General features: G+C 70.7%; 17 protein-coding genes. 8 read left to right on the forward strand and 9 right to left on the reverse strand.

The annotated features are described in order from the left end of the window. Positions 1 to 44 precede the first annotated feature (44 nt). The 6 genes from rseP to pyrH all read right to left on the reverse strand — a co-directional run bounded on the left by rseP (position 45) and on the right by pyrH (position 5,496). The gene (gene rseP / locus O9280_RS03210; RefSeq protein ID WP_298338642.1) at positions 45 to 1,394 is read right to left on the reverse strand and encodes an RIP metalloprotease RseP; all 1,350 of its coding nucleotides are present in this window, start codon (positions 1,392 to 1,394) and stop codon (positions 45 to 47) included. Then, complete coding sequence (locus tag O9280_RS03215; RefSeq protein WP_298338920.1) at positions 1,391 to 2,533, reverse strand: 1-deoxy-D-xylulose-5-phosphate reductoisomerase; 1,143 nt, start codon at positions 2,531 to 2,533, stop codon at positions 1,391 to 1,393. The genes rseP and O9280_RS03215 overlap by 4 nt, the downstream gene beginning before the upstream one ends. Positions 2,534 to 2,544: 11 nt before the next feature. Beyond that, positions 2,545 to 3,369, reverse strand: coding sequence for a phosphatidate cytidylyltransferase (locus O9280_RS03220; protein ID WP_298338645.1), 825 nt, complete (start codon positions 3,367 to 3,369; stop codon positions 2,545 to 2,547). After that, a complete protein-coding gene (uppS, locus tag O9280_RS03225) occupies positions 3,366 to 4,112 on the reverse strand; it encodes a polyprenyl diphosphate synthase (protein WP_298338647.1) in 747 nt (248 codons plus the stop codon). The genes O9280_RS03220 and uppS overlap by 4 nt, the downstream gene beginning before the upstream one ends. 11 nt (positions 4,113 to 4,123) lie before the next feature. After that, positions 4,124 to 4,681 (reverse strand): ribosome recycling factor, encoded by a 558-nt coding sequence (gene frr / locus O9280_RS03230; protein WP_298338651.1) that lies wholly within the window; start codon positions 4,679 to 4,681, stop codon positions 4,124 to 4,126. Positions 4,682 to 4,776: 95 nt separating this feature from the next. After that, on the reverse strand, positions 4,777 to 5,496 hold the full coding sequence (gene pyrH, locus O9280_RS03235; protein ID WP_297866971.1) for a UMP kinase: 720 nt from the start codon (positions 5,494 to 5,496) through the stop codon (positions 4,777 to 4,779). A 135-nt stretch (positions 5,497 to 5,631) separates the two neighbouring features. Between pyrH and O9280_RS03240 the strand changes: the two genes are divergently transcribed. Further along, entirely contained in the window at positions 5,632 to 6,330 is a 699-nt protein-coding gene (locus O9280_RS03240) for an AIM24 family protein (protein ID WP_298338653.1), read from the forward strand. Positions 6,331 to 6,438: 108 nt separating this feature from the next. Here the strand turns inward: O9280_RS03240 and tsf are convergent, their stop codons facing one another. Both tsf and rpsB read right to left on the reverse strand, forming a co-directional pair. Then, on the reverse strand, positions 6,439 to 7,311 hold the full coding sequence (tsf, locus tag O9280_RS03245) for a translation elongation factor Ts (protein ID WP_298338656.1): 873 nt from the start codon (positions 7,309 to 7,311) through the stop codon (positions 6,439 to 6,441). Between the two features lie 93 nt (positions 7,312 to 7,404). Then, complete coding sequence (rpsB, locus tag O9280_RS03250; RefSeq protein ID WP_298338659.1) at positions 7,405 to 8,283, reverse strand: 30S ribosomal protein S2; 879 nt, start codon at positions 8,281 to 8,283, stop codon at positions 7,405 to 7,407. Positions 8,284 to 8,570: 287 nt separating this feature from the next. Here rpsB and map point away from each other — a divergent pair, with 287 nt between their 5' ends. Genes map through O9280_RS03270 form a run of 4 tightly spaced genes read left to right on the forward strand, consistent with a single transcriptional unit; the run spans position 8,571 to position 13,198 of the window. Beyond that, positions 8,571 to 9,347 carry a type I methionyl aminopeptidase gene (gene map, locus O9280_RS03255; protein ID WP_298338662.1) on the forward strand — a complete coding sequence of 259 codons (777 nt, stop codon included), beginning with the start codon at positions 8,571 to 8,573 and terminating at the stop codon, positions 9,345 to 9,347. Further along, entirely contained in the window at positions 9,344 to 12,001 is a 2,658-nt protein-coding gene (glnD, locus tag O9280_RS03260) for a [protein-PII] uridylyltransferase (protein ID WP_298338663.1), read from the forward strand. The genes map and glnD overlap by 4 nt, the downstream gene beginning before the upstream one ends. Next, entirely contained in the window at positions 11,934 to 12,827 is an 894-nt protein-coding gene (dapD, locus tag O9280_RS03265) for a 2,3,4,5-tetrahydropyridine-2,6-dicarboxylate N-succinyltransferase (protein ID WP_298338923.1), read from the forward strand. Before glnD ends, dapD begins: the two co-directional genes overlap by 68 nt. Beyond that, on the forward strand, positions 12,824 to 13,198 hold the full coding sequence (locus O9280_RS03270) for a Spx/MgsR family RNA polymerase-binding regulatory protein (RefSeq protein WP_298338666.1): 375 nt from the start codon (positions 12,824 to 12,826) through the stop codon (positions 13,196 to 13,198). Before dapD ends, O9280_RS03270 begins: the two co-directional genes overlap by 4 nt. A 30-nt stretch (positions 13,199 to 13,228) precedes the next feature. On the opposite strand, the gene O9280_RS03275 is transcribed toward O9280_RS03270, so the two are convergent. Then, complete coding sequence (locus tag O9280_RS03275) at positions 13,229 to 16,279, reverse strand: MupA/Atu3671 family FMN-dependent luciferase-like monooxygenase (RefSeq protein ID WP_298338669.1); 3,051 nt, start codon at positions 16,277 to 16,279, stop codon at positions 13,229 to 13,231. Positions 16,280 to 16,384: 105 nt separating this feature from the next. On the opposite strand from O9280_RS03275, the gene O9280_RS03280 reads away from it, so the two are divergent. The 3 genes from O9280_RS03280 to O9280_RS03290 all read left to right on the forward strand — a co-directional run bounded on the left by O9280_RS03280 (position 16,385) and on the right by O9280_RS03290 (position 25,707). After that, entirely contained in the window at positions 16,385 to 23,158 is a 6,774-nt protein-coding gene (locus O9280_RS03280; protein WP_298338671.1) for a type I polyketide synthase, read from the forward strand. Beyond that, the gene (gene dapE / locus O9280_RS03285; RefSeq protein WP_298338674.1) at positions 23,155 to 24,294 is read left to right on the forward strand and encodes a succinyl-diaminopimelate desuccinylase; all 1,140 of its coding nucleotides are present in this window, start codon (positions 23,155 to 23,157) and stop codon (positions 24,292 to 24,294) included. Before O9280_RS03280 ends, dapE begins: the two co-directional genes overlap by 4 nt. A gap of 117 nt (positions 24,295 to 24,411) precedes the next feature. Beyond that, on the forward strand, positions 24,412 to 25,707 hold the full coding sequence (locus tag O9280_RS03290) for an MFS transporter (RefSeq protein ID WP_298338677.1): 1,296 nt from the start codon (positions 24,412 to 24,414) through the stop codon (positions 25,705 to 25,707). Positions 25,708 to 25,729 lie beyond the last annotated feature (22 nt).

Here is a 25,729-nt window from a genome sequence, read left to right on the forward strand (position 1 = left end):
AAACGTCCAAAAGCGGCAGGCCCGGTGGGCCCGCGGGGTGACGGTCAGGGAACGAGCCTCAGCACGTCGTTGAAGAGAGCGAGGCCCATCAGCGATGCGAGCAGGACGAGGCCGAAGTACTGCCCGGCCACGAGCACGCGGTCGCCCAGCGGCCGCCCTTGAACCAGCTCGATAAGGTAAACCAGCAGGTGCCCCCCGTCCAAGACAGGAATGGGCAGCAGGTTCAGGATGGCGATGCTCACCGAGAGCATCGCCAGAAAGTAGAGGAACCAGGCCACGCCGCGCGCTGCCGTGGTGTTCGCGACCTGGGCGATGGTGATCGGGCCTGAAAGGTTCTGCAGCGAGGCGGCCCCGGTGACCATCCGCCAGAGCATGCCGACGGTGTCGGTGGCCAGCTGGCCGGTGGCCTTCACGGCCTCGGGCAGGGCCTCCAGCGGGCCGTGCCGGAGCAGGGCATCGCGCGGGTCGGGGGCCGCCACGCCGAGCCGCCAGACCGGCGTCCCGCCGTCCGGGGTCACGCGCTGGGGCACCAGGGTGCGCTCAAGGGTCTCGCCGTCGCGTTCGATCCGCAGCCGCAGGGTCGGTGCCGGGCCATCCACCGGGTGCGCCGCCAATGCCGCCTGCATGGCGTTGAAATCGGCCACGGGGGCGCCGTCGATGGCGAGGATGCGGTCGCCCACCTCGAGGGCGCCGGCGGCCGGACTGCCCGGCGCGACAGCCCCCACGACGGCCGGAGGGACCGGCCGGTGCGGCACGAAGCCCAGCGCCCGGAAGGCTTCCGTTTCCTCCAGCGCCGGGTCGAGCGCGGCCAGGCGGAGCTCGCGCCGCACGACGTTCCCATCGGCATCGGAGACCTCGATGGCGATGCTGCGGCGGTCGACCATCGGGCCGAGCAGGGCGTTCTGCGCGTCGGTCCAGGTCGGGGTGTCGCGGCCGTCGACGACGAGCAGACGGTCGCCAGCCTCGAAGCCGGAGGCCGCCGCCAGCGCCTGCGGTTCAGCCAGCATCGGCACGTAATCGGGCTTGCCGACGACGAACATCACGTAGAGCAGGCCGACCGCGAGCACAAGGTTCGCCAGCGGGCCCGCGGCGACGATGGCGATGCGCTGGCCGACGGGCTTCGACGTGAAGGCGCGGGGGCGGTCCGCGGCCGCGACCTCGCCCTCGCGCTCGTCCAGCATGCTGACGTAGCCGCCCAGCGGGATCAGGCCGATGCGCCACTCGATGCCATCGCGGTCGGTGCGCGACCACAGCGCGCGGCCGAAGCCCACCGAGAAGCGCAGCACCTTGACCCCGCAGCGGCGAGCCACCCAGTAGTGGCCGAACTCGTGGAAGGTGATCAGCACGCCGAGCGCGACCACCAGCCAGAACGCGGAGGAGAGGATTTCGCTCACGCCAGCAGCCCGGTGGCGACGCGGCGCGCCTCGGCATCGGCCGCGAGGCGGTCGTCGAGGGTCGCGCTGGGCAGGGCAGGCAGGCGATGCATGGTGCGTTCGATCAGCGCAGGGATGCCAAGGAAAGCGAGCCGGCGCTGAAGAAAGGCTGAAACCGCCACTTCATTCGCCGCATTCAGCACCGCCGGCGCACTGCCGCCGGCCCGCAGGGCCTCGAAGGCGAGGCCGAGGCAGGGGAAGGCGGCGAGGTCCGGGGCCTGGAAATCCAGCCGGGCGATGGCGATCAGATCGAGCGGCGCGACGCCGGCCTCGATACGTTCGGGCCAGGCGAGGCCGACCGCCAGCGTCGTGCGCATGTCGGGCTGGCCGAGCTGGGCCAGCATCGAACCGTCGACGTAATCGACCAGCGAGTGGATGGTCGACTGCGGGTGGACGACCACGTCGATGCGTTCCGCCGGAAGGTCGAACAGGTGGTGCGCCTCGATGACTTCGAGGCCCTTGTTCATCAGCGTGGCCGAATCGACCGAGATCTTGCGGCCCATCGACCAGTTCGGGTGCGCGCAGGCCTGTTCGGGCGTGATGTCGACGAGCTGCTCGCGCGACCACCCGCGGAACGGCCCACCAGAGGCCGTCAGCACGATCCGGCGCACGCCGCCGTGGCCGCCCTGCGAGGGCAGGCACTGGAAGATCGCGTTGTGCTCGCTGTCGATGGGCACCAGCGTGGCGCCACCGGCCGTGACTTCGGCCATCAGCAGTTCGCCCGCCAGCACCACCGATTCCTTGTTCGCCAACAGCAGGCGCTTGCCGGCGCGCGCGGCGGCGAGGGTCGAGGCCACGCCGGCGGCGCCGACGATGGCGGCGATCACCGTGTCGTTGCGGTCGTCCGCGGCGATCTCGTCGAGGGCGGCTGCGCCGGCCACTGCGACGGTGTCGAGGCCTGCGGCCGCCAAACCCTCGCGAAGCGCGGCGTAGCGGGTGTCATCGGTGATCGCGGCGACGCGCGGGCGGAAACGGACGCAGAGGGCGACCAGCGCTTCGACCTGCGAGTGGGCGCTGAGCGCATCGACGGCATAGCGGCCGGGATGCCGGGCGATGACGTCGAGGGCCGAGGCGCCGATCGAGCCGGTCGCCCCGAACAGCGCGATCCGTTTCAGAGGCCCAGCCACAGCTTGCCCACCATGAACACCGGCAGTGCGGCGAGCAGGCTGTCGAGGCGGTCGAGCATGCCGCCGTGTCCCGGGATCAGGTGGCCGGAATCCTTGTGCCCGGAATGCCGCTTCAACAGGCTTTCGAAAAGGTCGCCGGCCACCGACATCATCGCGGCGACGATCGTGAGGAACACCAGCACCGGCAGGTCGTCCCAGCCCAGGCCAAGCGGCTTCACCGCGAACACGGCGACCAGTGACGCGCCGGCGAGACCGCCCCAGAAGCCTTCCCAGCTCTTGTTCGGGCTGATGCGCGGGGCCATCTTGTGCTTGCCCATCCGCACGCCGACGAAGTACGCGCCGGTGTCGGCTGCCCAGACCAGCATCACCGCGAACAGCGCCCAGCGCGGGCCGTGCCCGGGCAGCTGGTGCAGCCAGACGAGGGCCGCCCAGGCCGGCACGGCGGCCAGGCTGCCGGCCAACAGCTTGAGGATGCGGAAACGGCCGCGATCGGCCTGCCCGAACTCGAAGCGCCAGAGCCAGGCCAGGGCCAGCACCCACCACGCCACGCCGAGCAGGGCCGCGGCCTTGAGTGCGAACAGGTTGGGGCCGGCCGCCCAGGCCAACGCGGCGATCATCAGGGCGTTGGCGGTGATGTAGCCGAGCCGCGGCATCGGGTCGGACAGGCCGGTGAGGCGCGTCCACTCCCACAGCCCGGCCAGCAGCAGCACGGCCGCCACCAGGGCCAGCCATTCCGTGGGCAGCCACAGCAGGCCGGCGACGGCGGTCGGCGCGAGCACGAGCCCGGTGAGGATTCGGGTGCGGCTCATCGGGCCTCCAGGGCCGGGGTGGGCAGTTGTTCGGAGATCAGGCCGAAGCGGCGTTCACGTCCGGCGAAATCGGCGAGCGCGGCATCGAGCAGCGCGTCGTCGAGGTCGGGCCAGAGCACATCGGTGAACCACAGCTCGGTGTAGGCGAGCTGCCACAGCAGGAAGTTGCTGATGCGATGCTCGCCGCCGGTGCGGATGAACAGGTCGGGCGGCGGCAGGTCGGCGAGGCTCATCGCTTCACCGAAGGTGGCTTCGTCGATCTGCTCGGGGCGCAGGGTGCCGGCCTGCACCCGCTCGGCGAGTCGGCGCGCCGCCTGCGCCAGGTCGGCGCGGCCACCGTAGCCGGCGGCGAGGGTGAGCGTGAGCTTCGGCGACGGCAGGCGGATGGTTTCCGCGGCGGCCATGCGGGCGCGGATGGCTTCGGGGAAGCGCGAACGGTCGCCGATGAAGCGCAGGTGCACCTGCTGCCGCGTCAGCTCCTCGACTTCCGATTCCAGCACGCGAAGGAACAGGCGCATCAGCGCGCCGACCTCGTCCTCGGGGCGGTTCCAGTTCTCGCTGGAAAACGCGAACAGCGTCAGCGTCGGAATACCGCGCTTCAGGCAGTACTCGACGATCGTACGCACCGCGCGCGCGCCGGCGCGATGGCCGAGCGTGCGCGGGCGCTGGCGCTGCTTCGCCCAACGCCCATTGCCGTCCATGATGACGGCGAGGTGGCGGGGCAGCGCGGCAGGGTGCGACATGCGGCTGGCGCTCAGAGGGCCAGCAGTTCCTGCTCTTTCGCCTTGACGACTTCATCGACGCCCTTGATCGATGCGTCGGTCAGCTTCTGGATGTCTTCCTCGGCCTTGCGCTGCTCGTCCTCGGAGATCTTCTTCTCCTTGAGCAGCTCCTTCACGTGCGTCATGGCATCGCGGCGCACGTTGCGGATGGCGACCTTGGTGTTCTCGCCTTCGCCGGCCACGTGCTTGGAGAGGTCGCGGCGGCGCTCCTCGGTGAGCGGCGGCAGGTTGATGCGGATGACGGTGCCGGCGGTGTTCGGCGTCAGGCCGAGGTCGGAGGCGAGGATCGCCTTCTCGACGGCGCCGACCATCGGCTTCTCCCACGGCGTGATGGTGAGCGAGCGCGCGTCGGCGACGGCCACCGAGGCGACCTGCGACAGCGGCACGTTCGAGCCGTAGTAGTTGACCTGCAGGTGATCGACGATCGCCGTGGTGGCGCGGCCCGTGCGCAGCTTCGTGAGGTCGGTCTTCAGCACCTCCACGCACTTCTGCATGCGGGTCTGGGCGTCCTTCTTGATGTCGTTGATCATGGGGCGGATCTCTGGGGGTGGTGCGGCACGGTGGCCCGGCCGGGAAGTATAGATCGCCGCGCCGTCGGGGCTTCCGGGGTGTGGCGGGGCCGGGCTCAGCCGGCGTGGACGAGGGTGCCGAGCGGCTCGCCGCGCAGGATCCGCATCAGGGCCCCCGGCTGCATCATGTCGTAGATGCGGATCGGCAGGTTCTGGTCACGGCACAGGGCGAAGGCGGCGGTGTCCATCACCTGCAGGTTGCGGGCGATGACCTCGTCGTAGGTGAGGCTGTCGTAGCGCTTGGCTTCCGGCACCTTCTTCGGGTCGGCCTCGTAGATGCCGTCGACCTTGGTGGCTTTGAGCAGCAGCTCCGCACCGACTTCGATGGCACGCAGGGCGGCGGCCGAATCGGTGGTGAAGAAGGGGTTGCCGGTGCCGGCCGCGAAGATGGCGATGCGGCCCTTCTCGAGGTGGCGGATGGCGCGGCGGCGGATGTAGTCCTCGGCCACCTCGTTGATCTTCAGCGCGCTCATCGTGCGGGCGTAGGCGCCGAGGCGCTCGAGGGCATCCTGCATGGCCAGCGCGTTCATCACCGTGGCGAGCATGCCCATGTGGTCGCCGGTGACGCGGTCCATGCCCTTCGACTGCAGGCCGGCACCGCGGAAGATGTTGCCGCCGCCGATCACGAGGCCGATCTGGGCCCCGGCCTTCTGCGCCTCGATGACCTCCTTGGCCAGCCAGGTCAGGACTTCCGGGTCGATGCCGTAATCGCCGCGGCCCATGAGGGCTTCGCCGGAGAGCTTCAGCAGGACGCGCTTGTACTTCAGTGCAGGCACGCTCATTCGTGATCTCCGTTGGGCAAACGGCGGAATTCTAGCGGCTGGACGGGTTGCCGTCACGCGCGGATGACATCCGCGGTCGGCTGCCGCAGGCTTTCCGGCAACGATTCGTCCACCCCCGGGAGCCCCGCCATGCCGATCATCAACGCCGCTGATTTCCTTGCCGCCACCGCCGAGCGCGACCGCGGGCAGGGCGAAGTGTTCGAGCTGGAAAGCCCCTACATGCTGGAAGCCAAGGTCACAGGGCGGGTCTGGGCCAAGGCCGGATCGATGGTGGCCTACCGCGGGGGCGTGAAGTTCAAGCGGCAGGGCTTGCTGTCGCAGGGCATGGGCACGCTGTTCAAGAAGCTCATCAGCGGCGAGGGCACCTCGCTGATGGCGATCGAGGGTAACGGCCGGGTCTACCTCGCCGACCGCGGCAAGAAGATCACCCTGCTACGCCTCGCCGGCGAATCCATCGTCGTCAACGGCAACGACGTGCTGGCCTTCGAGGACGGCATCCAGAACGAGATCACGATGATGCGCCGCGTCGCCGGGATGCTGGCCGGAGGGCTGTTCAACATCCGTCTCTCGGGCACTGGCGTGGTCGCCATCGCCAGCCACTTCGACCCGATGACCCTGGCCGTGAAGCGGGGGCAGGCCCTCTACACCGACCCGAACGCGACCGTGGCGTGGTCGGGCAGCCTCGAGCCGGAGTTCGCCACCGACATCCAGCTCGGGACGGTGTTGGGCCGCGGCTCCGGCGAGAGCGTGCAGATGAAGTTCCAGGGCGAGGGATGGGTGGTGGTGCAACCCTTCGAGGAGATCGCCAGGCAGCCGCAGGTGCTTTGAGGTCGATGTCCCGATGGTCGTCGGGCGCATCGATGCGCGGTGCCGGCCCCTGAACGAGAAGAGCCCGCTTTCGCGGGCTCTCCCTTGCATCGACGATGTCGCGGTCGATCAGACCTGCATGGCCTTCGCCACTTCCGCGGCGTAGTCCTCGACGACCTTCTCGATGCCTTCGCCGACGGCGAGGCGGGTCATCGACACCATCTCGGCGCCGCCGGCCTTGAGGGCGGCTTCGACGGTCATGTTGGTGTCCATGACGTACGGCTGGCCCGTCAGGGTGTTGTCGTTGACGATCTTCGCGATCTTGCCGCTGATGATCTTCTCGAGGATGTCGGCCGGCTTGTTCTTGTCCTTGTCGGACATCTTCGCCAGTTCGATGTCCTTTTCCTTGGCGAGGAAGTCGGCCGGGACCTGCGCGGCGGTCATGTACGGCGGGTTCATCGCCGCGACGTGCATGGCGATGCCGCGGGCCAGCTCGTCGTTGCCACCCTTGATCTCGACCAGCACGCCGATCTTGCCGCCGTGGATGTAGGCGCCGACCGTGTTGCCGCCGTCCACGCGCACCATGCGGCGCACCTGGACGTTCTCGCCGATCTTGGCGATCAGCAGGGCGCGGGCTTCTTCGACGGTGACGTCGCCGAGCTTGACGGCCTTCAGGGCTTCCACATCGGCGACGCCGGACTCCAGCGCGGCCTTGGCGACGCCGTCCGTGTAGGCGACGAAGTTGGCGTCCTTGGCGACGAAGTCGGTCTCGGAGTTGATCTCGACCAGCACGGCCTTCTGGCCGGCGGCGGCCATCGCGATGCGGCCTTCGGCGGCCACGCGGCCGGCCTTCTTGTCGGCCTTGGCGAGGCCCGACTTGCGCAGGGCTTCCATCGCGGCTTCGATGTCGCCGGCGTGCTCGGTGAGCGCCTTCTTGCACTCCATCATGCCGGCGCCGGAGCGCTCACGCAGGTCCTTGACGAGCGAAGCGGTGATTTCCATGGGGAACCTCGTTGTGTCTGGAATGGAAGCGGCCCGCAGGATGCGCGGGCCGCGTTGCGTTACGGCGACGGCGGGGCGTCGCCGGCGCGGGGTTTACTCGCCGTCGGTCTCGGCGGTGGCGCGGCCGGTGCCGTTGCCACGGCGCGGGGCGCCCTTCTTGGCCGGCGGACGACGGTCGTTGCGCGGCTTGTCGTTGCGCGGACGGCGGTTGTCGGCTTCCTTCGCGATCGGGTTGCCCTCGGCGTCGAGCTCGACGAACTCGTCGTCACCGGCATTGGCCTGGATCGGGGCGGCGGCCTTGCCTTCCAGCACGGCGTCGGCCACGGCGCGGGTGTACAGCTGCACGGCGCGGATGGCGTCGTCGTTGCCCGGGATGGCGTAGTCGACGAGGTTCGGGTCGTAGTTCGAGTCGACCACGGCGACCACCGGGATGCCGAGCTTCTTGGCTTCCTGGACGGCGATCTCTTCGTGGCCGATGTCGATGACGAACAGGGCGTCCGGCAGGCGGTTCATGCCCTTGATGCCGCCCAGCGAGGCTTCCAGCTTGTCGCGCTCGCGACGACGCGAGAGGACTTCATGCTTGACCAGGCGCTCGAAGGTGCCGTCGGTCTCGGCCGCTTCCAGTTCCTTCAGGCGCGAGATCGAGCCCTTCAGGGTGCGGAAGTTGGTCAGGGTGCCGCCGAGCCAGCGCTGGCTCATGTACGGCATGCCACAGCGGATGGCTTCTTCCTTCAGCGACTCGCGCGCCGAGCGCTTCGTGCCGACGAACAGGATGGTGCCGCGCTTCTGGGCGATGCCCGAGATGAAGTTCATCGCGTCGTTGAAGAGCGGGAGCGTCTTCTCGAGGTTGATGATGTGGATCTTGCCGCGGGCGCCGAAGATGTACGGGCCCATCTTGGGGTTCCAGTAGCGGGTCTGGTGGCCGAAATGGACGCCGGCTTCCAGCATCTGGCGCATGGTGACCTGGGGCATTGCTCTTTCCTTCTGAATGGAGCGCGGCCGGGCCCGTTCGCGGGCATCGCGGCTTGGTCACTCCGGGGTTGGGCCTCCCCGCGCGTCCGTGGCCGAACCCCGGCGCCTCGAGAGGCAGGGGCACCCCGGCACGGGATGGTTCACGCGGGTGTGGATTCCTCTGTCGCGATGGCCTTGAGGCCACGGCCGCCGGAGGTCGGCGCCCGCCGGGCCGGGGTTCCGGCCTTGCGAAGCGCGGGATTCTAGCCCGCTGGCAGGGTTGTGGACAAGTCGGCACAATCCCGGGCATGAAAGTGACCTTCAAGACCCCCGAGCAGATCGAGAAGATGCGCGAGGCCGGCCGGCTGGCCGCCGAAGTGCTGCAGGTCGTCGCGCCGTACGTGAAAGCGGGCGTGACCACCGCTGAACTCGACCGCATCTGCAACGAACACATCGTCAACGTCCAGAAGGCCATCCCGGCCAACGTGGGCTACAAGGGCTTCCCGAAGACGGTCTGTACCTCGGTCAACAACGTCATCTGCCATGGCATCCCGTCGGAAGCCAAGGTGCTGAAGGACGGCGACATCCTGAACATCGATGTCACGGTCATCAAGAACGGCTGGCACGGCGACACCTCGCGGATGTACGTGGTGGGCAGCCCATCGGTGCTGGCGAAGCGCCTGATCGACGTGACCCGCGAGGCCATGTTCCGCGGCATCCGCATGGTGAAGCCGGGCGCCACGCTGGGCGACATCGGCCACGCCATCCAGAGCTATGCGGAAGCCGAGCGCTTCTCGGTAGTGCGCGAGTACTGCGGCCACGGCATCGGCCAGATCTACCACGAGGACCCGCAGGTGCTGCATTACGGCCGCCCCGGCGAGGGCGTCCGCCTGCAGGAAGGCATGACCTTCACCATCGAGCCGATGATCAACGCCGGCGCGCGGCACACCAAGCTGCTGCCGGACGGCTGGACCGTGGTGACGAAGGACAAGTCGCTGTCGGCGCAGTGGGAGCACACCGTGGCGGTCACCCGCGATGGCGTGGAGATCCTCACCCGCCTGCCCGGCGACGACAACGACCTGTGAGCACGCCGGCCTCGCCCGTGCCGGTGGCGGCGTCGCTCGCGACGCCGGACGGTGCGCGAGGCTGGCAGGACGCGGCGAAGGCCGCCTTTCTGGAAGCGCGCGCGGCGATCGTCGCCCGCTTCGACGCCGGTGAAGGCATCGAGCGCCTGCTGGGCGCGCAGGCCGCTGCCGTCGATGCTGCCGTGCGCGCCGCTTGGTCCGCGTGTTTGCCGGCCGACGCGCGGCTCGACCTTCTGGCCACCGGCGGCTACGGTCGCGGCGAGCAATACCCCTTTTCCGACGTCGACCTGCTGGTGCTAGGCGAAGTCGAAGCGCAGCACGCGCATGAGGCGGCCCTGGGGGCGTTTTTCGCCGCGCTCTGGGACCTCGGGCTGAAGCCCGGCACGGCGGTTCGCTCGCTCGCCGATTGCGTGCAGGCCTGCCGCGAGGACGTGACCACGCTCACCGCGCTCACCGAAGCACGCTTGCTCGCCGGTTCGCCGGCGGCGCTCGACGCGCTCGAGGACGCGCTGCGCAGCGAGGGCCTGTGGCTGGCGGCGGACTACTTCGACGCCAAGCGCGCGGAGTGGAACGGCCGGCACGCCCGCTACAACGACACCACGAACAACCTCGAACCCAACCTCAAGGAAGGGCCCGGCGGACTGCGCGATCTGCACACGCTCACCTGGCTGGCGCGGCGCATCTACCGCGTACCCGGGCTGGAGGCGCTGGTGCCGCTCGGCCTGCTGGGCCCCGACGAGGAACGCACCTTGAAGCGCGACTGGGCGGTGATCGCCCGCCTGCGTTTCGGCCTGCACCTCGTCGCGAACCGTCGCGAGGAGCGGCTGCGCTTCGACCACCAGAAGGTGCTGGCCGCGCGGCTCGGCTACAAGGACGAGGCCAGCGACAACCTCGCCGTCGAGCAGATGATGCAGTCGATGTTCCGCGCGGCGAAGACCGTGCAGCGCATCAGCGAGCGCCTGCTGCAGCGCTTCGAGGAGCAGTTGGCCGGTCGCGTCGAGCGCGTGCCGGTGGCGCCGGGCTTCGTGCTGGTGAACGGCTACCTCCAGCGTGAAGCACCGGGGCCGGTGCGATCCGCGATCGAAGCCTTCGCCGTGTTCGCGACCTGGGCGGCCTGCCCCGAGGCGAAAGGCCTGCATTCGGAGACCGCGCGGGCCATGGCCGAGGCATTGCCGCGCATCGCGCCCGGCGAGCAGCAGGATGCCGACACGCGCGCGATGTTCCTCTCGTTGCTGCAGGGGCCGCAGCCGGTCGACACGCTGGCGCGCATGGCGCACCTCGGCGTGCTGGGCCGCTACCTGCCGGCCTTCGCGCGCGTTTCGGGGCGCATGCAGTACGACCTGTTCCACGTGTACACGGTCGACCAGCACACGCTGGAAGTGCTTCGCATCATGGCCAGCTTCGTGCAGGGGAGCGATCCGCGCTTCCCGAAGGCGAAGAGCGTCCACGACCGCCTGAAGGCGCCGTGGCTGCTGCTGGTGGCCGGGCTCTTCCACGACATCGCCAAAGGCCGCGGCGGCGACCACTCGGTGCTGGGGGCCGTCGACGTGCGCGAATTCGGCGCCGCGCATCGCCTGAAGGACCACGACATCGAACTGCTGGCCTGGCTGGTCGAGCAGCACCTGCTGATGTCGACGACCGCGCAGCGCCAGGACATCAGCGACGCCGCCGTGGTGGAGCGCTTTGCCCGCGCGGTGGGCGACCGCACGCGGCTGGATTTCCTGTATCTGTTGACCTGCGCCGACATCGCCGGCACCAGCCCGAAGTTGTGGAACACGTGGAAGGAGCGCCTGCTCGGCGACCTCTACGACGCCACGCGGCTGGCCTTCCGCCGCGGTCTGGAGCATCGCGTGGATGCCGAGGCCAGCATCGCCGAGGCCCGTGCCGAGGTGCGCGCGCTGCTGTCCGACATCGACGATGCCGAACTGGCGCGCGTGTTTGGCGAGTTCCCCGACGAGAGCTTCCTGCGCTACCGACCCGAGCAGCTGGCGACGCAGGCCCGCGCGATCCTGCGCCACGGCGACCCGGGCAAGCCGCTGATCATCGTTCGGCCGCAAGGCGAAGCCTTCGAGGTGTTCGTCTACTCGCCCGACCGCGACGGCCTGTTCGCCACGCTGACCGCGACGCTTGATCGCCTCGGCTTCTCGGTGGCGGTGGCGCGCATCGTCACGTCGACCTCGGGCATGAGCCTCGACACCTTCCAGCTGCTGCCGATCCATGACACCGGCGAAGCCCCGGACGCGCGTGCCGCCCACGCCAGCCGCGTGCTGGGGGAGATGCTTTCGCGGACGGCGGCGGTGCTGCATCCGCCGCGTCGCGCCATGCCGGCCGCGCTGAAGCATTTCCGCGTTTCGCCGCGCGTCGAGGTTCGCGACATGGGCGACGGCGCCCGCACGCAACTCGTGCTCATCGGCACCGATCGCCCCGGCCTGCTGGCCGACATCGCCCGCGTGCTGCGCGAGCAGCGCCTGCGGGTGCATGACGCCCGCATCGCCACCTTCGGCGAACGCGCCGAGGACTTGTTCCTGATTTCCGACGAGCACGACCACGCGCTCGCCGACACCGCCCAGATCGAGCGCCTGACCACTGCGCTCACCGCCTGCCTCGAAGGAGACCGTCCGCATGCCCCGTCGCAAGACCCCCGTCCTCGCTGACCTTCAGCCGATCATCGAATCGGCCTTCGAACGCCGCGCCTCGCTGTCGGAGGCCGAGATCGAAGGCTCGCTGCGCGAGATGGTCGAGACCGTCGTCGCGGCGCTGGAATCGGGCAAGGCACGCGTGGCGGAGCCGAACAGCGACGGCACGTGGCGCGTCAACGAGTGGCTGAAGAAGGCGGTCCTGCTGTACTTCCGCTGCAACGACATGCGCTTGGTCGAAGCCGAGCCGGCGCCGTTCTGGGACAAGGTGCCGCTGCGCTTCGAGGGCTTCGACGCGGCCGATTTCCGCGAGCTCGGCGCGCGCGTGGTGCCGGGTGCGGTGGTGCGCCGTGGCGCGCACATCGGCAAGGACGTGGTGCTGATGCCGAGCTTCGTCAATATCGGCGCCCACGTCGGCGCGGGCACGATGGTCGACACCTGGGCAACGGTGGGCAGCTGCGCCCAGGTCGGTGCGCGCTGCCATCTCTCCGGCGGCGCCGGCATCGGCGGCGTGCTGGAGCCGCTGCAGGCCAGCCCGACGATCATCGAGGACGACTGCTTCATCGGCGCGCGTTCGGAAGTGGTGGAGGGTGTCGTCGTCGAACGCGGCAGCGTGATCGGCATGGGCGTGTTCATCGGCCAGAGCACGCGCATCTACAACCGGATGACCGGCGAGATCAGCTACGGGCGCGTGCCGGCCGGCAGCGTCGTGGTCTCCGGCCAGCTGCCCTCGGCGGACGGCAAGTACTCGCTCTACGCCGCGGTGATCGTGAAGCAGGTCGACGCCAAGACGCGCAGCAAGACCTCGATCAACGAGCTGCTGCGCAGCGGCCACGCGGAATGAGCGCCGCCCCCGCGAACGTCGTCTTCGGGCTCACGGCCTGCGACAGCTGCAAGAAGGCGCGGAACTGGCTCGAGCGCTTCGACGTGCCGTACGCCTTCGTCGACTTGCGCACCGACCGGCAGCCGCCCGAGACGCTGAAGGCCTGGGCCATGCAGCTCGGCGGTTGGGACAAGCTGATCAACAAGGCCAGCACCACGTGGCGCCAGCTGCCCGACGCGCGCAAGGCGCCGGGGAGCGATCCGGAGTGGTTCCTGCTGCTCAAGGAGCATCCGACGCTGGTCAAGCGGCCGGTGCTGGTGACGGCGGATGGCGTGGTTTCGGTGGGTTTCACCGACAACGCCTACAAGGCGCGCTTCGGGCTGCGCAAGTAAGCGACGCCCGCGGGCGGGGCCCGCGACGTGTCATTCCCCGCGCAGGGCGGCCAATGCGCGCCTCGCCTCGGCGCGAGCGCGTCCGCGGTCGAGGGCGATGGGGGCTTCGCCGCCGGCCGTGGCCGGCGTGTCGACGGCGTCCGCAGGCTTCGCTGCCGCTGCCTCGGGAGGCGCAGCCGGGGCCACCATCGAGGCGACGAAGCGCGTCTGTGCCGCGAGCGTGACGTGGCGGAACAGGTCGGTGACGCGGATCGATTCGCTGAAGCCCTCGCGCAGCTGGCGCAGCAGCTGCACCACCAGCAGCGAGTGGCCCCCGAGGTCGAAGAAGTTGTCGTCGCGGCCGAAGTCGTCGATGCCGAGCAGCGCGATCCAATGCGCACGGAGCGTGGTTTCGATCGCACTCGTGTCGATCGACGGCGCCGTGGCGAGGCGCTGCGGGGCGGGCGTCGGCGCGGGCGTCGAAGGCTCGGGCCGTGCCGCGTTTGGCGTGGCCGGCCGGGGTGCCGATGCGGATCGCCCGACGATGGCGGCGTTCGCGTTTTCCGCCCCCGACGTCGCGAATGCCGCGCGCACGCGATCGAGCGCCGGCAGGTGGGTGAGCACCGTGTCGGCATCGAGGCCGAAGTCGATCAGGCAGGCGATCTCGTCCACGTCGATGCCGGCCACGCGCCGTGCCATCGCGATCGCGTCGGATTCGCTGCCGAATAGCCCGCTGTCGCGGAAGTAGCGCTGGAAGGCGAACTCCAGCAGTTCATCCATGTCTTCCGGCGAGGCCGACTGGAAGAACGCGTCGAGGTTCTGTCCCTGTTCCGCCGACATGCGCTTGAAGGTGGGGAACTGCCAGGCCGCGGCCTTGACCAGGGCCATCGCGGTCTTCAGGTAGGCCTTCATCGGGCCGCGCACGACGGCCTCCACGGCCTCGCGGTTGTCGCCGACCAGCGTGTGCAGCATCAGCGAGACGATGCCTTCGCCGGCATGGCCGGCCTCGCGCCAGGCCTTGCGGTAGGCGGCGATCTTCGCGGCGAGTTCCTCGACGGACTGCCCGAGCAGGTGGGTGAGCAGGTGCGCGCCCATCCGTCCGGCCTCGGCGAAGGTCTCGGGATTGCCCGCCGTCGTCATCCAGATCGGCAGTTCCGGCTGCAGCGGCCGGGGCAGGGTGCGCACCTTCACCGGGCCCTGCGGGCCGGGGAATTCCAGCGTTTCGCCGCGCCACAGGCGGCGCGCCTGCTCGGCGGCTTCGAACATCACGCGCTTGGCTTCGGCGTGGTTCTCGGGGCGCAGCGCGAAGTCGGGCGTGGCCCAGCCGGCAGCGATCGAGATGCCGACACGGCCGTTCGACAGGTTGTCGACGACGGCCCATTCCTCGGCGATGCGAATCGGGTGGTGCAGCGGTACCACGCAGCTGCCGGCGCGTAGCGCGACCTTCGACGTGATGGTCGCCAGCGCGGCGCTGGTGACGGCCGGGTTGGGGAAGAGGCCGCCGAAGGCCTGGAAGTGTCGCTCCGGCGTCCACACCGCGTTGAAGCCGTGGGTGTCGGCGAAGCGCGCGCTTTCCAGCAGCAGGCGGTACTTGTCGCTGCGGCCGAGGTCGTGCTCCTCGGCGACGTTCCAGAAGAACAGGCCGAACTGCAGGACACGTGCGGCGGTGACGGGCCGCTGGATCGCGAGGCTTGCGCTGCCCTGTGCGGGCCAGGCGCCCGCGTGCTCGTCGAGCTGCAGCTGCGCGGGCCAGTCCGCCGGTGCGGCGGTGCCCGCGAGGCGCGGATCACGGGCGCGGAGATCGCTGGGCAGGTGGCCCGCGCGGCGCGCCGCGTCAATGGCGGCGACGAGCCGCGAGGCGAGAACGTCGAGGGCCGCGCCATCGTCGTTGGCCGTGCCGTCCGGCAGTTCCACCACCAGCGGCAGCACCGGGTCGACCCACCGCGAGGGCTCGGACGCGTTGGCGAAGCGAAGACCGACGGCAAGGTGCCGGCCGTCGGCGCCGCGGGCGACAGCGAGTAGGGCGTGGGCGAGTGACTGCGGGTCGGTGAAGCCCTCTGCCGGCACCACGGTCGTCGATGGCACCGCCATGGGCTGGGCCCGCTGCAGCGCGGTGCGCGCCTGGGCCTCGTGACGGACGGCGCGGCGAAGCGCCTTGGCTTCGTCGTCGGCGGGCAATGCCCATGCGGGGAGGCGAACCCCGGCGCCACCGGCGAGGGCGAGCGCCTCGTCGGCGGAAAGCCGCGTGCCGTCGAGCCGTGCCAGTCCGCCGAGGTGCAGTACGCCGTCGCCGCAGCGCAGGCGCAGGCCTTCGGCGTCGACGCCGATCAGGGTTGCCGGCGGCAGCGTGGTTTCGGTCGGTGCCATCTCGACGGGCTCGGCCGCAGCCACCAGCACGTCGACCTCGGCGAGCCGCAGCCGAGGTTTCAGAAGCGCCTGCCAATAGGCGCCGTTGTCGAGCGCGCGGACGATGCGCGCGAGTTCCGCCGCGGGTCGGGATGGATCGAGGAGGGCTGGGCGCAGGGGCCGATCGGCACCGAGGTGCACGCGACGCTCGCCTTCCGGCTGCGCTTCACCGGCGTCGTCGCCCGAGGCCAGACGTTCCAACAACGCATCGAAACCGGCCAGCCCGGCCTCGAAACACTTGGCATTGAGGCTGAAGGCGGTCTCGTCGGCATCGATGGCGAAATCGCGGGCCACCAGCACGCGGCCGGCGTCGATCTCGGTGGTCATCCGGTGCCAGCGGATGCCGTGGCGGGTTTCGCCATTCAGCAGGGCCCACATCGGCGTGTTCAGGCCGGCGTACTGCGGCAGCGGGCCGTCGTGGAAATTCAGCGCGCCGCGGCGGCCCAGGGCGAGCACCTCGTCGGCCAGCGGCTTCAGCCAGGTGATGGCGAACACCCAGTCAAGGTCCGCCGGCGGGGAGGCCAGCAGCGCTTCGGGGCTGCGCTCCACGCGGAGCCCGCGCGCTTCGGCCCATTCACGAAGCCGCAGGGTGTCGGTGACCACGGCGGCGATGGTGTGGCCGGCCGCGAGCAGGCGCTCGCCGCACTCGACCAGGAGGGCTTGCTCGCCAAGGAGGACGCAACGGAAGGGGGGCAAGGCGGGGTCGTCCATGAGCCGGAGGGGCGGCGGTGCGGCGGGTACCGGGTGAATATGGGATTCTAATCACGCTTTTGCATCCCTTTCACGGAATCACCCCCTCGCATGGATCCGCGCGCGCCCCTCGATCCCCGCAGCCACATCGCTATCGTCGGCATGGCCTGCGACCTGCCGCTGGCCGATTCCCCGGACGCCTTCTGGCGTGCACTGGCCGAGGGGCGCTGCGCCGTCGAGGATTTCGACGATGCCGCGATGCGTGAGGCCGGAGCGCGTGAGGCGGACCTCGCCCTGCCCGAGTACGTGCGCGCTGGCGTGCGTCTCCCGGCCCACGATCGGTTCGACGCGGCCTTCTTCGGCCTCTCGCCGCGCGAGGCGGCGGTGATGGACCCGCAACACCGGCGCTTCCTGCAGTGCGCCTGGGCGGCGTTGGAGCATGCCGGGCACCGTCCGGACGACCTCGATCGGCAGACCGGCGTGTTCGCCGGCGCCGGCATGGGCTGGTACCTGATCCGCAACGTGATCGGGCATCGCGCGCTGGTCGAAGACCTCGGTGAGTTCCTTGTCCGCCATCTGTCGAACGACAAGGATTTCCTGTCGACGCGGGTGTCGTACCAGCTCGACCTGCGCGGCCCCAGCCTCAATGTGCAGACGGCCTGTTCGACCTCGCTGGTGGCGGTGCATCTGGCCTGCCAGAGCCTGATCGCCGGCGAATGCGACATGGCCTTGGCCGGTGGCGTCACCCACGAAATCCCGCAGGGGCAGGGCTACCGCTACCGCGAGGAAGAGGTGCGCTCCCCCGATGGCCGCTGCCGCGCCTTCGACGCGAGCTCCGGTGGCACGGTGTTCGGCAGCGGTGCCGGCATCGTCGTGTTGCGCCGGCTCGGTGACGCGCTGCGCGACGGCGACACGATCCATGCGGTGATCCGCGGCACCGCCATCAACAACGACGGCGCCGGCAAGGCCGGTTACCTCGCGCCCAGCGTGGACGGGCAGGCCGAAGCCGCGGCGCAGGCGCTGGCCGTGGCCGGCGTGGACGCCGACAGCCTCGGCTACGTCGAAGCGCACGGCACGGGCACGCGGCTTGGTGATCCGATCGAGATCGCCGCGCTGTCGCAGGCCTTCGACGGGGCGACACCGGGCGGCTGCGCCATCGGTTCGGTGAAGACCAACATCGGCCACCTCGACACCGCGGCGGGCGTTGCCGGCCTGATCAAGACCGCGCTGTCCCTGCGGCACGGCGAGTTGCCGGCCTCCTTGTTCTTCGAATCGCCGAATCCGGAGATCGACTTCGCGCGTTCCCCGTTCACGGTGGCTGCCAGCCATGGCGCGTGGCCGAAGGCCGGGCCGCGCCGAGCGGCGGTGAACTCGCTGGGCGTGGGCGGAACGAATGCCTTCGCCGTGCTGGAGCAGGCGCCGCGCGAGGGCGAGCCGCCGATCGATGCCGGCGACACTCCGCAGGCCGCGCCGATCGTGCTGCCGCTTTCCGCGAAGACGCCGGACGCACTGCGTGCGCGCGCCGAAGCACTCGCCGAGACGCTGGCCACGAGCCCGTTGCCGCTGGCGGATGTCGCTTGGACGCTGCGCGAAGGCCGCGTGGCCATGCCGGTGCGCGGCAGCGTCGCCGTGCGCACGCGCGCCGAGGCCGTGGATGCGCTGGGCGCGCTTTCGCGGATGGGCGACGGTGATTTCGCCACGGCGAACGATGCGGTTTCGGCACCGGTGTTCGCGTTCCCCGGGCAAGGCGCGCAGCGCGTCGGCATGGCGCGCGGAATCGCGCGTTCCGACGCCGCGGTGCGCGAGGCGCTCGAGGCCTGCGTGGACGCGCTCCGCGCCCTCGGTGCCCACGAGGTCGTGGCGCTGCTGCTCGACGCCGAACCCACGCCCGAGGCGCACGCGCGCCTCCGCGGCACCGAGATCGCGCAGCCGGCGCTGTTTGCGGTCGAATACGCGCTGGCGAAGGGCCTGATGGCTCGCGGCCTGAAACCGGCTGCGATGCTCGGCCACTCGCTGGGCGAGTACGTGGCGGCGACGCTGGCCGGCGTGTTCACGCTGCCGGCGGCGCTGCGCCTGATGGTGACGCGCGGCGCGCTGTGCGCCGCTGCGCCGAAGGGTGCGATGCTGGCTGTCGCCCTCGACGAAGGCGAGTTGCGCGCGCTGCTGCCCGCCACGCTGGATGTCGCGGCCATCAACGCGCCGGGGCAGACCGTCGTCGCCGGTGCCGACGTTGCCATTGCGGACTTCGAGCGCGCGCTGGTCGAACGGGGTGTCGGCGCGCGTCGCCTCGAGACCTCGGCGGCCTTCCACTCGCGGCAGCTCGATCGTGTTCTCGACGATTTCCGCGCCGCCGTGGTGGCCGCGGCCCCGGCGCGCGTCGACGGCCTGCGCGTGGTGTCGACCTGTACGGGCGATTGGCTGACGGCGGAACTCGCCGCCAGTCCCGACTACTGGGTGCGCCATTTGCGCGAGCCGGTGCGCTTCGCCGGGGCGCTCGCCACGATCGACCGGCTGCGCCATGCCGTGCTCGTCGAAGTGGGACCGGGCCGCACGCTGTCGACGTTCGCGACGATGCGTCGGGCTGATGCGCGCTCGGTCGTCCTGTTGCCGAAAGACGCCGACGAACCCTCGGCCTGGGCCGCGCTGCCGGGCCGGCTCTGGGCCAGCGGCATGGCGGTCGACTGGGCGCGCTGGGACCAGCCGACGGCGGGACGGCGCGTGCCCTTGCCGACGTACCCGTTCGCTGCCGTGAAGCATTGGATCGACCCGCCGAAGACGACGGCCGTGAGCAACGAAGGCGCCGCCGCGCTGCCGCCCGAGAGTTGGCTGCAGACGCCGGTCTGGCAGCCCGTGCCGCTGCCGCGTGACATCCCAAGTGCGCTTCCCGCCTCGGCGCTGGTGCTCTGCGATGGCGCCGGGATCGGCGATGCCCTCGCCGATGCCCTGGCCGTGGAAGGCGTGGCGGTGCGTCGCGTGCATCGCGCGGCCGCGTTCACGCAGGAGGAATCTCACATCACGCTGGACCCGGGCGAACGCGCGCATTGGCAGGCCCTGGCCGCCACGCCGGCCCCGGCCGTGCTGCTCGACCTTTGGGCGCTCGATGCGCCGCTGGACGGACTCGAAGCGTCCTCCCGCATGCTGTTCGACGATGCACTGCGAATGGCGCAGGGGCTGGCGCCCTGGGCTGACGGTGCCGGGATGATCTGGCTCAGCGTCGGCGTGCATGCGCAGGCGGTGGGTGATGCCTCTTCCCTTCGCCCGGCCCAGGCCTTGCGCGCCGGCCCGGTGCGCACCTGGCCGCAGGAGGCCACGGCGCTTCGCACGTGCTGGTTCGATCTCGACGCCGCCGCGCTGGCCGTGCCTCGGCGCGCGATCGACGCCGTGCTGGCGGAGTTGCGCGCCCATTGCCCCGCGGAGACCGTCGCCCTGCGCGGCCGCCAGCGCTGGGTGCCGCATTCGCAGCCGCTGGGTATCGCGCCGGCCAAGGCCGATGCCGCTGCGGCGTTCCGCGGCCACGTGCTGCTGACGGGTGCGTTCGGTGGCGCTGGTCGCGACATCGCGGAGCGTCTCGCACTGGCGGGTGGCGTCGAGTGCCTGTGGCTGGTGAGTCGGACGGCGATCGAACCCGGTTCGTCGCGCGCCGCGTGGATCGACGCGCTTCGCACCTTGGGGCTCGATGCGCGCTTGCTGGTCGCCGACGTCGCGCAGCCCGGGGAGCTCGCGGGGGCCGCGCAGGCCGCCGGCCTGGTGCGGCTCGACACCGCGCTGCATGCCGCGGGCGTGCTCGACGACGCCTTGATCGCGATGAAGTCGACCGAGGCCGCCCACGCGGTGCTCGCGCCGAAACTGTTGGGCGCCCACGAGGTCGCCGCCCTGGCCGAGTCCCTCGGCGCCTCGCAGGTGCTGTACTTCTCGTCGATCAGCGCGCAGATGGGCGCCTCCGGGCAGGTCGACTACACGGCCGCGAACGCCTTCCTCGACGCCTTCGCCGCCCATGCGGATGCGAGGTCGGCCACCACGCGGCACACCGCACTGGCTTTCAGCATCTGGCGCGACGCCGGCATGGCCGCGCGCCTCGCCGCCGAGCGTGGCCTCGCCCCGCCGCCCTTCGATGACGGCCTGCCGCAGGCGCATCCGCTGTTGCGCCATCGCCGCGACGAGGGCCTTGCCGCCGTCTTCGGCGGCGTGGTCGGCCCGGAAAGCGACTGGGTGCTCGACGGGCATCGGCTCGCGAGCGGCGACGCGCTGCTTCCCGGCACCGGTTTGCTCGACCTCGTCGCATGGGGACTGCAGGCGCTGCGCGGTCGCTTCACGCCCTTCGCCTGCGAAGGCCTGACCATCGCGGCGCCGCTGGTGTTCGCGGGCGGCGAATCGCGCCAGATCGCCTTGCGCTTCGTCCCTCTCGATGCAACCGGCCAAGCCACGACGCCGGCATTGGCGAAGCGCTTCGACGTGGGCCTGACCAGCCGCGGCGCCGGCGAAGGCGAAGCCACTGAGCACGTCCTGCTGCAGCTCGACGTGTTGGCCGACGGCGCGCCTTCGGGCCCGACGTTGCCGCTCGACTTGCGGGCAGCGCGCACGGCGCGCCCGCCGGTTTACGCGCATCCGGCACTGCACTTCGGGCCGCAGTGGGACTGCCTCCGCGGTTTCGAGGTGGGCGAGGGCGAGGCGGAGTTGCAGCTCGAAGCCACGCTCGGCCTCGGTGGCCCGCATCCGCTGCATCCGGCCCTGCTCGACATGGCGCTCGGCGCCGCGCAGGCGGCACTGGCGCCTTCCGGGGTCGATGCCGCGCGGCTGCTGCCCTTCCGCTACGGCCGCATCGAGGTGCTCGCGCCCCTGCCGTCCCGCGTGACCAGCCGCCAGCGTGCCCGCGCCGAGGACGACAGCCTCGTGCTCGACATCGACGTGCTCGACGAGGCCGATCGTCCCGCCGTTCGCGTGCGCGGTTTCATTCTGAAGCCCGCGCGCCGGCTCGGCACCACGACGCGGGCCCGGCGCGCCGGCACGCCCGGCGGCGCCCTGCTGGACGTGGGCTTCCGCGACGGCTTCGGCAGCGAGGACGCCTTCGCCGCCATCGCCACCGTGCTGGCCCACGCGTTGCCGCCGCAGGTCGCGCTGGCGCGTCGCTCCGTCGACGCCCTGGTGGCCGACACGCGTCGCGCCGCGCACGCCGCGGACGCTTCGGCCGACGTCGGCACGACGAGCGCGACGCCGGTGGCTCGTCGCCCCGGCGGCACGCCCTTCATCCCCGCAGTAACTCCGATGCAGTCGCGGATGGTGGCGCTGTGGGAACGTCTGCTCGACCTCTCCGGCATCGGCATCGAGGATGACTTCTTCGCCCTGGGCGGGCACAGCCTGCTGCTGACGCGCGCGCTGTCGCGATTGAAGCGCGAGGACGGCGTGTCGCTGCCGATCGATGCCGCCTTCGAGGCGCCGCGGATCCGCGACTGGAGCGCCTTGGCCGAACAGGCTGGGGCCTTGTCGCCCGGCGGCGCCTCGCCGCTGCCGCGGCTGCAATCCGTGGCGCGTGTTCCCGGTGCGGACGAGCGCTTCCGGTTCCCGACCACCCACAGCCAGCGCCAGTTGTTCTACGTGCAGGCCATCGCGCCGGAGAACACGGCCTACAACATCCCCTTCGCCTTCACGCTGCGCGGTGTTCTCGATGCCGATGCGCTGGCCGGTGGGATCCGCGATGTGGTCGCCGCCCACGAGGCCCTACGCACGCATTTCGAAGTGGCCGATGGCGAGGTGCGACAGGTCGTCGACCCGGCCGCGATGCCCATGCACGAATCGGTGGATCTCTCGGCGATGCCGGAGGCCGAGCGCGCGGCGGCGCTGGCCGAGGTGCGCGAACTGGTCGCGCGGCATGTCTTCGACCTCGCCGCCGGTCCGCCGTGCCTGTTCCTCACCGTCAAGCTCGCCGCCGAGGAGCACGTGCTGCTGTTCTGCCTGCACCACGTGCTGGTCGACCACCTCGCCGTGCTGCATATCGGCCGCATGCTCGAGGAGCGCTACGCCCTCCGTCGTCGAGGCCCGGCACCGGCCCTCGTCGCGTCCGCGCTGCAGTTGCCGGACTTCGCCGTCTGGCAGGCCACCGCCCTCGATGCGACGGCGATCGCGCAGCGTCTCCCGCACTGGATGGATACCTTGGCGGCCTGTTCGCCGGTGCTGCGCCTGCCCACGGATCGTCCGCGACCGGCCCGGCAGGACTTCGCCGGCGCGGAGCATCGGCTGGCCCTGTCGGCCGTCACCAGCGCGCGCCTGCGTGCCTTCGCGCAGGCCACGCAGCAGACGCCCTTCGTCGTCATGCTGGCGGCGCTGGCGCGGTTGCTGCGCGCGGCCAGCGGCCAGGATCGCCTCGTCATCGGCTGCCCATTCGCGAACCGCAACGCGGAGGAATTGGAGCCCGTCGTCGGCCTGTTCATGAACCTGCTGCCGCTCGGCCTGCATCTGCCGGACGGGCAGGGCTTCGACGAACTCCTGGCGCAAGTGCGCCGCCAGGTGACGCGCACGCAGGCCGTCCAGGACACGCCGTTCCCGGCCATCCTGCAGGCGCTCGGCGTGCCGCGCGACCCCTCGCGCAACCCGCTGGTGCAGGTCTGGTACACCTTCCAGGAGGCGCCGATGGCCCTGCGCTTCGATGGCCTCGAGGTGACGAGCGAGGCCCTGCCGAACGGCGGTGCCAAGCTCGACCTGAGCTTCTGGTTCTGGGACGACGGCGAGCGGGTTCGCGGCCTCGTGGAGTACGCGACGGCGCTCTACGACGAGGCCACGATCGCGGCCCTCGTGCGCGGGCTGGAAGCGACGCTCGATGCCTGCATGGCGTCGACGCCGGCACCGCTAGACTCGCCTGCTCTTGATGCGACCCCAGCGGTGATCGAATGAGTGATGTTGTCGCTTTGGCGAAGGACCTGATCGCACGCCCATCGGTGACGCCCGAGGACGCCGGCTGCCAGGCCTTGGTCGCCGCGCGGCTCGCACCCCTCGGCTTCCGTTGCGATTCGCTCGACTTCGGCGAGGTGAAGAACCTCTGGGCCACGCGGGGGCAGGGCAGCCCGGTCGTCGTGCTGCTCGGCCACACCGACGTGGTGCCGCCCGGCCCGCGCGAGGCCTGGGCCTCTGATCCCTTCGTGCCAACCGTGCGCGAGGGCGTGCTGCACGGGCGCGGCGCGGCCGACATGAAGGGCAGCGTCGCCGCCTTCGTCGTGGCGATGGAACAGCTGGTCGCGGCGAACCCGGACCACCCCGGAACGCTGGCCGTGCTGCTGACCTCCGATGAGGAAGGCCCATCGATCGACGGCGTGCGCAAAGTGGCCGAGCACTTCCGCGCCACCGGCCAGCGCATCGATTACTGCATCACCGGCGAGCCCTCGTCGAGCGAGCGCCTCGGCGATGTGTTGCGCGTGGGCCGTCGCGGCTCGCTGTCCGTCGCGGTCGAGGTGCGCGGCGTGCAGGGCCACGTGGCGTATCCGGAGAAGGCGCTGAACCCGATCCACGCGCTGGCGCCCGCGCTGGCCGAGCTCTGCGCGCAGCGCTGGGACGAGGGCTTCGCGAGCTTCCCGCCGACCAGCTTCCAGGTGTCCAACATCACGGCCGGCACCGGCGCCGACAACGTCATCCCCGGCGCGCTGCAGTTCGTGGCGAACTTCCGCTTCAACCCGAACTGGACCAGCGATGCGCTGGTCGCCGAGTTCGAGGCGATCCTCGCGAAGCACGGCGTCGACGCGGCCTGCCGCTGGCGCCGCTCCGGCGAGCCCTTCCACTGTGACGAGGGCGTGCTGCGCCGCGCGGCGCGCGCGGCCATCCAGGCCCGTTGCGGGATCACCCCGGACGAGAACACCAAGGGTGGCACCTCGGACGCGCGCTTCATCGCGCCGCTCGGCGCGGAGTGCGTCGAGCTGGGGCCGGGCAACGCCAGCATCCACAAGATCGACGAGGGCGTTCGCCTCGACGAGCTCGAAGCGCTGCCCGCGCTGTTCGCCGAGGTGATCGAGCGCGTCTGGGCCGGGCACGCGGCCTGACAATCGCGCCGCCTCCCGCCGGGTCCGCCAGCGCGCGCTCGGTGGGGTGTCCTTCGGCACGTGGGCCGCGGGGCCGGGTCGGCTAATGTCCAGGCACCGCCTCTCGGAACGTCGGCGATGGACCTGCTGCAGCGCCTCCTCAACTTGCGTGCCGGCGAATGGCGGCCCGTCCTGCTTTCCGGCATGTATTTCTTCGCCGTGCTGGCCGCCCTGATGCTGCTCCGGCCCGCGCGCGACGCCCTTGGCATGCAGCGCGGGATGGATGAGATCCGGTGGCTTTTCTTCGGCACGGCGGCCGTGACCCTGCTGGTGCAGCCGCTGTTCGGCTGGCTCGTTGCGAAGTGGCGCCGCATGCGATTCATTGCTGCCTGCCACGGCTTCTTCGCCCTGTCCCTCCTCGGGTTCCACCTGCTCCTCGTCGCGGCGCCGGACGCGATCGGCGTACGCAGTGGGCAGGCGTTCTACGTCTGGTTCAGCGTCTTCAATTTCTTCGTGACGATGTTGTTCTGGGCCCTGATGGCCGACCGTTTCACGCTGGAGCAGAGCCAGCGGCTGTTCCCGCCGATCGCCGCGGGCGGGACGCTCGGCGCCATCACGGGATCCTGGGCGGCGGGCGCGTGGGTCGCCGCGATCGGCACGCCGGCGTTGCTGCTGGTGGCTGCTGGCCTCCTCGTCGTCGCGGTCGTCCTGGCCGCCCAGGTGATCCGCACCACCGAAGCCGTCCCGGTCGCGCTCTCCGCCAGCCGCGACGAGGCGCCGATGGGCGGCAGCGCGTGGGCCGGCCTCCGCGCGCTGCTGCGTTCGACCTACCTTTCCGGCATCGCCCTGTACGTCCTGGTCCTCGCGGTGATGGTGACCTTCCTGTACTTCACCCGCCTGCAGCTGGTGGCTGGGTTGGAAAGCGGCTTGGACGCGCGGACGGCGCTGTTCGCGAACGTCGACTTTTATACCCAGCTCGCGACCCTGCTGTTGCAACTCGTGTTGGCCGGGCACCTGATCAAGCGCATCGGCATGCCATTGACCTTGGCGCTGCTGCCGGCCGTGGCGGCGCTGGGCTTCATCGGCCTGGCCATCGTGGGATCGCTGCTGGCCCTCGTCCTTGTCGAGGCCACGTTCCGGGCCGTCCAGCGCGCGGTGATGCGTCCGGCCCGGGAGACCTTGTTCACCGTCGTGGATCGCGAGGAGAAGTACAAGGCCAAGGCGGTGATCGACACCTTCGTCTACCGTCTGGGCGACATTGTCGGTGCGCAGTCCGAGGGCCTGCTCGGGCGTCTCGGATGGGGCCTGCATGCGCTGGCGAGCGTTGCCGTTCCTTTGGCCCTGTTCTGGGCGGTGCTGGGGGTCTGGCTGGGACTGCGCCAACGGGCGCTTGCCAAGACTGACGATGGCGGGGTAGGGTCTCCACCATGTTGAACCGCGCCCTCAATCGCAATAA

It is taken from the genome of Silanimonas sp., assembly GCF_027531545.1.
Lineage (GTDB): Bacteria > Pseudomonadota > Gammaproteobacteria > Xanthomonadales > Xanthomonadaceae > Silanimonas.